The following is a 12843-nucleotide window of genomic DNA, read 5'->3' as shown; positions in this document are numbered from 1 at the left end:
GCCTTCGTTGGTCTTGTCGAAGGTGCATCCGCTCTCGCTCGACGCCGCCGCCCCCCGTCCCGGTGCCTCGCTCGAGATCCCCATGGACACGGAGCGCTTCCTGGGGCTTGGCGTGCGCCTCTCGCTCTCTCTCGCGGACCTGCACGACGCCGGGGCCATCCACGCGCGGCTCTCTCCCCTGAGCATCCGCGACGAGGAAGGCGACGAGGGCGTCTGCCTCATCGCCCCTCCGGACAGCGATCAGGAGCTGGAGCAGATCGCTGCCCAGGCGCTCTCGCAGCCTGATCTCCTTCCTTACATCTCTCCCGAGATGACCGGGCGCACCAACCGGCCAGTCGATCACCGCACCGATCTCTACTCGCTCGGCGCGATCTTCTACGAGATGCTCACCGGCGCCCCGCCGTTCAGGGCCGACGATCTGCTCGGGTGGATCCACGGCCACGTCGCCAGGCGGCCTCGCCCGCTCGTCGAGGCGGCGCCGGCGGTCCCCGCGATGGTGTCGGAGATCGTCTTGAAGCTCCTCGCCAAGACGCCGGAGGAGCGGTATCAGACCGCCCGCGGGCTGGCGTACGATCTAGGGCGGTGCCTCGACGCGGTGAGCCGCGATCGTCCGATCGACCCGTTCCAGCTCGGCGCCAGGGACATCGGCGAGCGGCTCCAGATCCCGCGGAAGATCTACGGCCGTGAAGGCGAGGTGGCGGCGCTGCTCCAGTGCTTCGAGCAGACGGCCTCGACAGGGACTCCGGCGCTCGCGCTGGTGACGGGGAGATCCGGGATCGGGAAGTCCTCGCTGGTCAAGGAGCTCGAGCGCCCCGCCCTCCAGGCCCGCGGCGCGTTCGTCGCGGGCAAGTTCGAGCAGTACAAGCGGAGCATCCCCTACGCCACGCTCGCCCAGCAGTTCGGCGGGCTCGTCCGGCGGCTGCTGACGGAGAGCGAGGCGCGGCTCGACGCCTGGCGCAAGCTCATGCAGGAGGCGCTCGGCAGCCACGGTCAGCTCATCATCGACGTCATCCCGCAGGTCGAGCTCATCATCGGCGAGCAACCCCCCGTCGAGCCCTTGCCGGTCGGCGTGGGGCAGAACCGCTTCCTCAGGACGTTTCAGCAGTTCATCAGCGTGCTCGCGAGGCGCGAGCACCCCCTCGTGCTGTTCCTGGACGACCTGCAGTGGGCGGACACCGGCAGCATCAGGCTGCTCCAACAGCTGCTCACGCACCCGCACACACGCTACCTCCTCGTCGTCGGCGCTTACCGCGACGGCGAGGTCGGCCGCGCTCACCCCCTCGCCGCGGCGCTCGACGAGATCGTGGCCGCGGGCGTGCCGATCCACCCGCTCCCGCTCGAGCCGCTCTCGCGCGAGGACACGCGGGCGCTGGTGGCCGACGCGCTCCGCTGCGACGCGCAGCCGTCCGCTCCGCTCGCCGACAGGGTGCACGAAAAGACCGCCGGCAACCCGTTCTTCGCGACGCAGCTGCTCTCCTCGCTGCAGAACGACGGCCTCCTGCGGCTCGACCGCGAGGCGGGCGCGTGGCGATGGGACCTCCGCGAGATCGACGAGCGCGGGCTCGCCGACGACTCGGCCGACCTGCTGCTCGGGAAGCTCAAGCGGCTGCCCGGAGAGGTCCAGGCGGCGCTGAAGCTCGGCGCCTGCCTCGGCGCCGAGCTCGACATCGACGCCCTGGCGCTGGCCGCCGACGCGCCCCCGAGCGAGGTCCGCGAGCGCCTCCGGGAGGCCGCGAGAGAGGGGTTCGTCGCGCTCGGGGCGAGCACCTGCCGGTTCCTGCACGACCGCGTGCGCGAGGTCGCTTACTCGCTCATCGAGGAGAGCGAGCGCCCGGCGGTGCACCTCGAGATCGGGCGGCGCCTCGCCGCGGCCGGCAGGGCGCAGCACGACGTGTTCGACGTCGTGAGCCACCTGAACCTCGGCGCGCCCCTGATCCGCTCCCGGGATGAGCGCGAGCGCGTCGCCCGCCTGAACCTCGAGGCAGGGAGGAAGGCGAAGGCCTCCGCCGCGCACAGGTCGGCCTCCGACTACCTGGGGGTCGGCATCGCGATGCTCGCCGACGACGCCTGGGAGGCGCAACACGAGCTGGCGTATGCGCTCCACTTCGAGCGCGCCGAGTGCGAGCAGCAGAACGGCGACCTCGACGAGGCGGAGCGGCTCTCGGACCTGCTGCTCGAGCACGCGACGACGCTGCTCCACAAGGCGCCCGTCTATCGCCTGAAGATCGAGATCCGCACGAGCCGGTTCAGCCCCGACACGATGCCGTGCATCCTCGAGACCCTGAACGTGCTGGGCATCGACGTGCCCGCCCGCCCCGGAGACGCGGCCGTCTCCGCCGCCTTCGAGCAGATCTGGCGCGCGCTCGGCGACAGGCCTGTCGAGGCGCTGCTCGACCTGCCGCCGATGACCGACCCGGAGCGGCAGGCCACGATGAGCACGCTCGCGGTGACCTACGTCGCTTCCTGGTTCATGGACCCGAACGTCGCTCACCTGACCACCGCCTGGATGGTCCTGCTCAGCATCGCGCACGGCAACGCCGACGCGTCGGCGCTGGCCTACTGCGCGTCGGGCATGGCGCTCGCGCAGCGGTTCGGCGATTACCGGGGCGCCCACCGCTTCAGCAAGGTCGGCCATGAGCTCGCCGAGCGGCGCGGCTCGGCGTACTGGAGGGGCGTCGCGGGCAACATCTTCGGGGGCATGGTCTCGCCCTGGACGCAGAGCGCCCGCAAGAGCCTCGAGGTCCTGCGCGGCGCGCTCGACGCGAGCGTCGAGTCCGGGAACCTGATCTTCATGGCCTTCAACAGCCTGCAGGTCGTCGCGTGGTCGCTCCTCCGGGGAGAGCCCCTGGAGGACGTCTACCGCACGAACGAGGCGCGGCTCGAGGCGGCGCGGATCTCGAGGTTCGTCATGGTCGAGCACTGCCTCGTCGCCATCCGGCGCTTCATCGAGATCCTGCGGGGTCGCGCGGAGACGCCCTCGACCTGGGACGGCGCCGCCTTCGATCAGGCGGAGTTCGAGGCGAAGCTCGCCGACGGGCGCTCGCCGCTCGCGGCCCTCTGGTACCACGTGCTGCGGCTCGCCGCGCACTTCCTCCTCGGCGACCTCGACGGGGCGTCCCGGTCCGCCGCGGCGGCGAAGGAGCTCGAGTGGGCGGAGGATCTCCAGCCGACCGGCCCCGATCACCACTTCTACGCGGCCCTGACCGTCGCGGCGGCGTGCTCCGGCGGCGAGGGGGCGCGCAAGGAGCAGCGCGAGGCGCTCGCGGGCCACGAGGAGAGGCTCCGGAGGTTCGCGGCGAACTGCCCGGAGAACTTCGCCCAGAAGCACACGCTCGTGCTCGCCGAGATCGCGCGGCTGGAGGGCCGCGATCTCGAGGCGATGCGGCTCTACGACCGCGCCATCTGCTCGGCCAGGGACAGCGGGTTCGTGCAGGACGAGGGCGTCTGCTCCGAGGTCGCCGCGCGGTTCTACCTCGATCGCGGCATGACAGCCGCCTTTGGCGCGCACCTCAAGGGGGCGCGGGACTGCTACGCGCGCTGGGGAGCGGCCCTGCTCGTGAGCCGGCTCGAGGAGCGCTACCCGGATCTGCTCGGGCAGAGCGTGCCCACCTCGATCCTGCCGGCCTCCGAGAGCCGCAGCCGGCTCATCGACGCCGTGGTCGTCGTGAGGGCGCTCCAGTCGATCTCCGGCGAGATCGTCCTCGACCGGCTCCTCACGAACCTCCTCCGGGTGGTCGTCGAGCACGCGGCGGCCCAGCGCTGCAGGTTCCTGCTCGTCCAGGAGGGCCGGATCACGCTGGCCGCGCGCGTCGAGGGCGAGCAAGGCACGGTCGAGATCGAGGAGATCGAGGAAGACGAGGCGCTGCCGGCCTCCGCGCTCCCGATGTCCCTCATCGCCTATGTCATGCGCACGCGAGAGCACGTGATCCTGGACGACGCGTCCGCCGACAGCACCTACGCCTCGGACGAGTACTTCGCGCGCCGGCAGGCGAGATCCGTGCTGTGCATGCCCATCATGAGGTACACGTCGCTCGTCGGCGTCCTCTACCTGGAGAACGACCTCACGAAGGGGGCCTTCACGGCGGACCGGCTCGCGATCCTCGATCTCCTGGCGAAGCAGGCGGCCATCTCGGTCGAGAACGCGACGCTCTATGACGGGCTCCAGCGCGAGAACGCCGAGCGCAAGCGGGCGGAGGAGGCGCTGCGCCAGCAGCTCGAGCTCATCGGGCGGCAGCAGGAGGCGATACGGCTCCTGTCGACGCCGATCATCGAGGTGTGGGAAGGCGTGCTGACGATGCCTGTGTTCGGGATCGTGGACAGCCAGCGCGCGGCGCAGATGATGGATGCGCTGCTCGAGGCCGTCGTGCGCCGCGGCTGCCGGTATGCGATCCTCGATCTCACCGGCGTCGAGGTGGTCGACTCGATGACGGCCAGCCATGTCATCCAGATCGTCCGCGCCGTTCAGCTGCTCGGCGCGCAGAGCTTCGTGGTCGGGCTGAGGTCCGACGTCGCTCACACGATCGTGTCGCTCGGCATCGACCTCCGCGGCATCCGGACCCTCGGCAACCTGCGGCAGGCGCTCGTGGTGTGCATGAGGGACGGCGCGAAGAAGGCGCCGCCGCGCCCGGTCTGAACGCCTCCGGGGCGCCGGCGCCGCGGCAGGCGGGTCAGCTCGACGCGACGGTCCCGGCCTTCGTGAGCTTCATGATGAAGTGCTCGCCCGACGTGGTGCGCGCGTACCGCGGGGGCCGGTCGGGGCTGCAGCAGGCCGGGATCGGCACGATCTCCGCGTCGTAGTTGGGCTGGTGGAAGAAGACGAGGGATTGCCTGCGCGTGCCCGTCGCGCCCGGCGGCGGCGCGGCGACCCGGTGGAGCGTGGAGCGCCAGGCATCGTTGGTCCACTGCTCCATGAGATCCCCGAGGTTCACCACGAAGGCGCCGGAAGGGGCCGTGACGGCCTCCCACGCGTCGCCGCCGCGATGCACCTCCAGCCCGCCGGGCGCGTCCTGCATGCTGACCAGCGTGAGGCTGCCGTAGTCGGTGTGCGCGCCCGCGCGGAGCTGGCCGGCGAGCGGCGCCATCGTGAGCTCCGGGTAGTTGAGCGCGCGCAGGGCGCTGACGCTCTTGTCGATCTTGTCATCGAAGAAGTGGAGCGGCAGACCGAGCGCCGTCGCGAAGATGCGCATCAGGCGGGCCGAGACGCCGTCGAGCGCGCGGTAGAGCGGCGGCCACAGCTCACGGAGCGCCGCCACCTCGGCCGGCCACACGTTGGGCTGGAACCACATCCGGCCCTGCGGCGACGTGAAATACGGGTCATCCGACGTGTCGATGCGCCCGATGGTGAACGACTCCTTCAGATCGGCCGGCGCTTCGTCGTCGCGAGAGTACGAGAGCCGCTCGGACCCGATGCCCCGGTAGCCGAGGAACGTCCCCGGCGCGGGCTCGTACCTGCGCTTCGTCTCGAGCTCCAGATCGAAGAACGCCCGGGCCGCCGCGTGGCAGCTGTCGATGAGCTGCTGCGGAACCCCGTGCCCGACGACCACGAGGAAGCCGAGATCGCGGCAAGCTCGCTCGACGGCCTGCGCCACCTGGCGCCTTTTCCCCTCGCCGCCGTCAAAGGGACCGATGTCGATGACGGGGATTCTTGTGTTCATCGCGCCTCCGTGTCGTTCGAGCGGCGCGTAGGGAAACTACATGGTGCGCCTCGGGAGGAGATCCCGGCACCTTGTACCGTGTAGCTGGTCCCAGGTCGTCGTGAGCTGGCACCATGCTTCCCTACGCATCTGGCACTTTATCAGCGCGGGGAAGCGAGCGCGACAGTTGCTGGCGGCCGCTATTAAGCTCGTGATCTCCACCGGTTCGGCCGGACCTGCGATGGCGGTGAGGGGCGCTCAGGTGCCTTGTTGGAAGTCAAGCGCATTGCGGAGGTCGGTGCCGCCTCCAGCGTCACTGGACCGCGGGCCGGGGGCTCAGCGCTTGCGCCACACCGTCGCGAGCCAGGGCTGCTGCGCGCGGGGCAGGCCTGCCGGCCGGTAGTAGTGGTCGACCTCCTCGAACCCGGCCGCGGTCACGAGCTCCCGCCACCGATCGAGCGACCAGTAGCAGCCGTAGCGGTCGCCCGACCACCCCTCGCGGTCGTCGCCGCGCGGGTTGGAGCTGAAGAGGACGCCGCGCGGGCGGAGCGCGGCGTGGAGCTCGCGGAGCACGCGCGGCAGCTCGCCGCTCGGAACGTGGAACAGCGACGCGTTGGCGAAGATCCCGTCGAAGCGCTCGGCCCCGAGATCGAGGCGCAGGAAGTCCTGGTGGAGCACCTCGCAGCCTGCGTGCCGCCGCGCCATCTCGACGAACCGCGCGGAGCCGTCGAGCCCGACCGGCGTGTGCCCCGCGGCGCCGAAGGCCGCGAGGTCGCGCCCCGGGCCGCAGCCGAGATCGAGGATCGTGAACGGGCCCGCCCCCTCCAGCGCCGCGAGCAGCGCGGCGCGGTTCTGGGAGACGTCGTGATCCCGGGTGCCCTCCCAGAACGACAGCGCGTGATCGTCGTAGTGAGCCAGGGTCCTGGCGGTGAGCCGAGCTGTGTCGTCGTCGCGCATGGCGGCAGTGTGGACCGGGCGCGCCGCGGCGAGAAGGGGAGCTCGACCTGTCCCGGGGCGGCGCCCTCGGCTGCCCGGTCGCTCAGGCCGAGCGACCAGGCAGGTCGATGTCCGCCTGCCCGCTCAGGCGGGCAGGTCGGCCGTCACGAGGAGAGGCGATCGCCCCCGGTCAATGGAGCGGGTCGCTGATCGTCCCAAGGACGAGGGAGCATTGATCGAACAGGGCGGTGTTGGACTTCATCGCGTTCGAGGTCAGCGCGATGCCGATCTGGACCTGCCCGGTCATCTCCACCTTCCCCGGGCTGCCGACGCTGGTGAACGTCTTGCCGTCCGTCGAGTACAGGCCCGTGAACGTGGAGCCCGCACGCACGATGCGTATCCACACGGGGGTCCTGGGGGAAGCGATGATCTCGTGCGCCGTTTGCGCTTTCTCCTGTGCGCGGTGGTGGAATACCGTGTGTGTCGGCTCGTAGGCCATCATGGCATAGCGCGAGCCTGCGTCGAGGCTCTGGCGTACCATGACGCCCACCCGCGCGTCGCCGTCCGTGTTTTCGAGGCCCAGCACCCGCAGGGTCAGCTGTCCATCGCCGGTGAGGGGCACGGCCAGGAAGCTGCAATCGTCCTCCGTCATCCAGAAGACCTGCCCGCCGGAGGCCTTGAACCTGATCCTGTCGCCGTCCCGCTCCCACTTCCCGAGCCCCCCGCCGATGTCGTGGAGCTCCGGCGCGTCCTTCCCTTCGAAGAAGTTGCCCACCGAAGGCGCCTGTCCGGAGGCGTCCGGGAGGAGCTCGAGGGAGTACCGATCGATGACGGCGGTGGTGGCGACCGTCGCGAGCGAGGAGAGGACGATGCCGGCGTAGGCTCGCTGGCTCATGGCGACGGTCGCGGGCGAGTCGAGCTGGGTGAACTTCTCGCCGTCGGTGGAGTACGAGCTCGTGAACACATCTCCTCTGCGCAAGATCCGCAGCCAGACGGGGAGCTTGGGCGACGCGACGAACGGGTACTTCGAGGGCACGTCGTCGTGCTCACGGTAGTGGAACACGGTGTTGGTCGGCTCCCACGCCGTCATGGCGTAGCGTGAGCCCTCGTCGAAGGTCTCGCGTACCTGGACGCCCACCCTCGCGTCGCCGTGTGTGTTGTCGAAGCGGATCACCCGCACGGTGAGCTGCGCGTCGCCCGTGAAGGGCACGGCGAGGAAGCTCGTGTCATCGGCCGGGAGGCCGAAGAGCTGCGTGCCGACGGCCCTGAACGTCATCTTGTGGCCATCCCACTCCCATTTGCCGATGCCCCTGCCGATGTCGTGGAGCTCCGGCGCGCCCGGCGCCCCGAACCACGAGCTGAGCGAGGGCGCCTCCCCGGAGCCCTGCGGGGTCGTCACGGAGCATCGATCGATGAGGGCGGTCGCGGCCTTCTTGTCGTTCGACGTCAGGGCGACGCCGATGTACACGTTCGAGTCCATGCCCAGGGTGAGCCGCTTGACCTCCTCGAACTTCTCACCCTTCTCATCCCTGCAGATCGACGTGATGAACTCCTCGCCCTTGCGCTCGATCCGCAACCACACCGGGAGCTGGACGTTGCGGGGGTACTCGAACGCAGCGGCACCGTCCGTGGCGCTGCGCCATGAGCAATGGACCCACCCGTCGTACTCCCAGTGGATCATCACATAGGGCGAGCCCCTGTCGAGGGTGTCGCGTATCTGAACACCCACCGTGGAATCGCCGTTTTCGCCCGTCTTGCCCTTCACCCGCACCGTGATCGCCCCGTCGTTCAGGAGGCGCGTGGCGAGGTAGCTGAAATCGTCGCCGGTCGCGTTCCTGAAGGGCAGCCCCGTGGCCTTGAACGTGATCGTCTGGCCGTCCGTCTCGTACTTGCCGATCCCCTTGCCGATGTCGTAGAGCCACAGGTGGCCGCCCGGGTTGCTGCCGCAGATCACCTTCTCGAGCATCGCCTGGAAGGCGCTCAGCTCGTCCTGCGAGGCGAAGAACTGGCCGCCCGTCTCCTGGGCCACGCGGGCGTACTCCCCTGAGATCGCCTTGCGCGCCTGCTCCGAGAGCTTGGCCGTGCCCATGTACGTGTGGACGCGGACGCCGGCCTTCTTCGCGGCCTCGATGGCGCGGGTCGCCGCCTCGATGTCCTCCTGATCCTGACCCGTCCCGGTGACGCCGAGGCCGCCCTCGAGCGGCTCGTCGCCCAGGTAGAAGATCGCGCGGGCGGCGCCGGGCCGCCAGTCGAAGTGGTTCGCGACGTCCGCGATGGCGCGCGCCCCGTCCTCCTTGAAGCTGGCGGCCTGGTCAGCGGCGGTGGCGTTCGTCGCCGTGCGCCCGCTGAGCAGCGACGGATCGACCTTCACGCTCTGGGTCAGATAGTTGCGCACCGAGGTGGTGAACCTCGTGTTCTTGAACGTGCCTTCGATGCCCAGGTAGGTGACGCGCAGGTCCGACGGGCAGCTCGACTGGGCGGCAGCGACCGCGCCGCCGATGGTGGCGCTGAGCTTCTCCGCCTCGTCCAGCATGGACGAGCTGGTGTCGATGACCACGACCAGGTCGACCACAGGGATGCTCGGCTTGTGCTTGGGGTCGAGGGCCAACCCGCCGGGGAACTCCAGCTTCTTCCCCTGGCAGCACAGCGCGCCTCCGACGCCCCGGTGGGTGGAGACCGCTCCAGGCCGGCCCGGCGACGCCGTGCCCGCGGCGAGGCCGCGGACGTTCTCCAGCGGATCCGAGAGGTTGATGGCGAAGTGGGGCTTGGATCCCTCGCCGTTCGCGAAATTCAGGGTGAGGACGTGGCTCAGATCCATCGCGCCGACGACGGGGTCGCGGTACGAGAAGGCCGTCAGCTTGGGCCCCTTGCTCGCGGCGCCGGCGGCGTAGGCGATGCTCACCCCGGAGGGTGGGCCTTCGTAGGTGAAGCTGCCTTTGCCGAAGACAGAGCCGTCGGAGTTGAGGACGCGAAACGCATGCGTGGAGATCTCTGGATTGGCCACTGGTCATTCTCCTGTGTTCGTCACGGTGGTTCGTTTCAAGCAGGGATATCCCTCTCGCGCGGAGAGCGCTCCGACGGCACCCCTGCGGCTGCTTCACGCGATGGCGCTGTTGAAAATTCGGCTGCACAGCCGAGCAGCGCGGTGGCCGACCCGAGGCCACTCGCTCTCCCTCTCGCTCTCGGTCAGAGTCGATGGAGGGTGATCCCGGACACCATTTCGCCTAAGCGCGATTCGAAGTCAAGTGACGAATTGTCAGTATCCTGCATGCCGCGATGTTGTGCTCGAGACGGCTAGCACGCTCCTCGCCCGCGAACATGGATGTATGCAATTCCCTCTCCGGGGGGGGGGTGCGTGCTGCAGTTATCAGCACCTGCCTACTCGAGCCAGCACCCCAGAGGGGGACCCGACGTCGCCGAGGCGGCCATCGCGGTGACGCCCAGGATCGAGGCGTGCCCCGGTCAGAGGGCAGACAACACGAGCCGTTGGTACAACTGCGATGCAGTCGATCTCGCCTCGATCGGAGGATTCAGGTTGACACCACGGCCTCCGCCGCCCGGGTGACGGGCCCGTCGTTCGTCGTCTCCGATGGCGTCCGTGCTGGAGAGCCGGCCGGCCGACGACGCGAAGGGCTGGTGGCTCAAGCTCACCGCATTTCAGGATGAGGCCGCCACGACGTAGACGAGCTTCACCGTCCACGTCCTCTGCAAGATGCTGTGGCCAGCGCGGCGCGCCGTCTGACCATCACGCGTCCACGGCCGAGATCCCGTGGCGGCGGAGCAGCTCGCGCAGGTAGTTGCGGTCCATCCGCGCCACCCGCGCGGCGCGAGAGAGATTGCCCTCGCTCGCGCGGATCAACGTCCGGAGATAGGCTTGCTCCCAGCGCGTGACCACCCGCTCCTTGCCCTCGCGGAACGGGAGCGAGGCCTCGTCGGGCCCGAGGCCGCCCTCGCCGTCGTCACCGCCATCGCCGTGGACCGCGGGGTGTGCGCCCCGCGGACCTTCCCGCCAGTGGCTCGACTCGCCGAGGAGCACCGCGCGCTCGACGGCGCTGCGGAGCTCGCGCACGTTGCCGGGCCAGTGATGGCGCAGCAGCGCCGCGGTCAGCTCGGCGGGCAGCTCGCCGCCGTCGGTGAACTGGTGGTAGAAGTGCGTGGCCAGGAGCGGGATGTCCTCGGGCCGCTCGCGCAGCGGCGCGACGTGGAGCCGGACGGCGTTGAGCCGGTAGAACAGGTCGGATCGGAAGCTCCCCCGGTTCACTTCCTGCCGGAGATCGCGGTTCGTGGCGACGATGATCCGCACATCCAGGCGGACCGGGAGGATGCTGCCGATGCGGCTGAGCCTCTTCTCCTCGAGGACGCGCAGGAGCTTCGATTGCAGGTCGAGCCGGAGCTCGCCGATCTCGTCGAGCAGCACGGTGCCGCCGCGCGCGGCCTCGAACGCCCCCGCTCGCGCCTGGTGCGCGTCGGCGAAGGCGCCCTTCTCGTACCCGAACAGCTCCGCCTCGATCAGCGTGGGCGGTATCGCGCCGCAGTTGATCACCACGAGCGGCCTCGAGGCGCGCGGGCTCTGCTGGTGAATCAGCTCGGCCAGGAGCCCCTTGCCGGTGCCCATCTCACCCTCGAGGAGCACGGTCGTGTTCGACGCGGCGATCTTCGGCAGCACGGCGAAGATGCGGCGCATCTCCGTGCTCTGCCCCAGCATCAGGCCCGCGCGCCGCTCCTCCGCCAGCGGCTCGTGGATCGTGTCGGAGAGCACCTCGAAGCGCAGCGTCGTGGCGCCCACGTTGATCGTCGCTCCCGATTGCAGGTACGCTGCCTGGACGCGGACGCCGGAGAGCGTCGTCCCGTTGGTGCTGTCGAGGTCGCGCAGCAGGTATCCCCGCGGCGTGACCGTGATCTCGCAATGATGCCGCGACACGGCCCGGTCGGTCAGGGCGAGCTGATTGCTGGGCGAGGTGCCGATACCGAGCGCTGGCGAGTCCGCGACGCACGACGCCCCCAGATCGGGACCCTCGGTCACCTCGACGCGGAAGCGGTCGAAGACCACCTCGTCGCTGCGCACCAGCAGCTCGGTGGTGACGCCTGTCTCGCCTCCGGTCGCGTGCGATCTCATGGGCGCAAGCTACCACGCGCACGGGCCTGACCGGGGCGCAGGAGGGCGTCAATCCGCGGTGAGCCACGCCTCGAGCTGTTCGGCGAACGCCGCCGGCGCGTCCATCATCAGCCAGTGGCCGGTCTCCGGGAGCACGACGGCCTTCAGCGCCGGCCTCAGCACGTGCAGGCTGAACGGCCACGCGTTCGACGGCGCGACGATGGCGTGGGCGCGGGAGCCCGGGACGGCGAGGTAGCGGTCCAGCGTGTCCACGGCGGGGAACGCGATCATCGTGCGGTACATGCCGAGCAGCCGGTCGCGCGGCGTGGCGGCGAGGCGCGCCAGCACCACGTCCCGCGTCGCCGGCGCGCTGCCCGCGAGCGCCCCGTCGAACCCCGCGCGGGCGGCGGTGCGCCAGCCGTCCGTCTCGAGCGCGGCCAGCAAGGGCGAGAGCTGCTGCTCGCGGACCTCCGCCGGGAGCTGCGTGAAGTCGCCGGGCGGGTCCGCGAGCACGAGGCGCGCGATCCGATCCGGATGGGCGGCCGCGGCGGCGATGGCCACGAGCGTCCCGAAGCTGTGGCCGACGAGCGCCACGCGCTCGAGGCCCAGGGCATCGAGGACCGCGAGCACGTCGGCCGCGCACGCGGAAGGCGCGTAGTCCGCGCCGGGCGGGGGCTCGGAAGCGCCATGCCCCCTCAGATCCATGGCAATCGCGCGGCGCCTGCCAGCGGCGTGGGACAGCGGCGCTTCCCAGAAGCCGGCGTGGCCGACCATCCCGTGCACCAGCACGACCGGCAGCGCCTCGCGGGAGGCCCCGGCGCCCGCGGCCGGATAATCGACGATGTGGAGCGCGCCCGCAGGGCCCGCGACGGTCTTCGAACGCATGTGCGCTTGTTACCTCGGTGCGTGCGGCTGCGTGAAGAAGCAGCGTCACGTGCGAGGGCGGAGCGTAGGCGAGAACCTCGTCTCAGGGCAACAAGGCGCCAGTTCGCGGCAGCGCGGCCACGTCGGCCCATGGCAACGCCCCCCGTGCACCCTTGCCTGCCAGGTTCAGGCTGTGACGGCCCAGTACGATCGGGCCGACCGAGCGCTGGGCAAGCGGCGAGCGGACGAGCTGCTCGGCGCCCCGAGAAGGTCACGGGGGCGGATCGGCGCGCTGTGGATCCGGGCGCGCTCGAC

6 protein-coding genes are annotated in these 12843 nt (G+C 70.4%); 1 reads left to right on the top strand and 5 read right to left on the bottom strand.

Features of this window, described 5'->3' with window-relative positions:
* Positions 1-22 precede the first annotated feature (22 nt).
* Positions 23-4633 carry an AAA family ATPase gene (locus tag WME89_RS25285; RefSeq protein WP_438011964.1) on the top strand — a complete coding sequence of 1537 codons (4611 nt, stop codon included), beginning with the start codon at positions 23-25 and terminating at the stop codon, positions 4631-4633.
* A gap of 34 nt (positions 4634-4667) precedes the next feature.
* Here the strand turns inward: WME89_RS25285 and WME89_RS25280 are convergent, their stop codons facing one another.
* From WME89_RS25280 to WME89_RS25260, 5 genes are all read right to left on the bottom strand, one after another.
* A complete protein-coding gene (locus WME89_RS25280; RefSeq protein ID WP_438011637.1) occupies positions 4668-5654 on the bottom strand; it encodes an isopenicillin N synthase family dioxygenase in 987 nt (328 codons plus the stop codon).
* Between the two features lie 315 nt (positions 5655-5969).
* Positions 5970-6590 carry a class I SAM-dependent methyltransferase gene (locus WME89_RS25275; protein WP_438011636.1) on the bottom strand — a complete coding sequence of 207 codons (621 nt, stop codon included), beginning with the start codon at positions 6588-6590 and terminating at the stop codon, positions 5970-5972.
* Positions 6591-6759: 169 nt separating this feature from the next.
* Positions 6760-9573 carry a hypothetical protein gene (locus WME89_RS25270; RefSeq protein WP_438011635.1) on the bottom strand — a complete coding sequence of 938 codons (2814 nt, stop codon included), beginning with the start codon at positions 9571-9573 and terminating at the stop codon, positions 6760-6762.
* A gap of 741 nt (positions 9574-10314) precedes the next feature.
* Positions 10315-11685, bottom strand: coding sequence for a sigma 54-interacting transcriptional regulator (locus WME89_RS25265; protein ID WP_438011634.1), 1371 nt, complete (start codon positions 11683-11685; stop codon positions 10315-10317).
* 48 nt (positions 11686-11733) lie between these two features.
* Positions 11734-12549, bottom strand: coding sequence for an alpha/beta fold hydrolase (locus WME89_RS25260; RefSeq protein WP_438011633.1), 816 nt, complete (start codon positions 12547-12549; stop codon positions 11734-11736).
* Positions 12550-12843 lie beyond the last annotated feature (294 nt).

Source organism: Sorangium sp. So ce321, assembly GCF_051530195.1.
In the GTDB taxonomy this organism is placed as follows: domain Bacteria; phylum Myxococcota_A; class Polyangia; order Polyangiales; family Polyangiaceae; genus Sorangium.
This window is presented reverse-complemented; position numbering and strand designations above follow the sequence as displayed.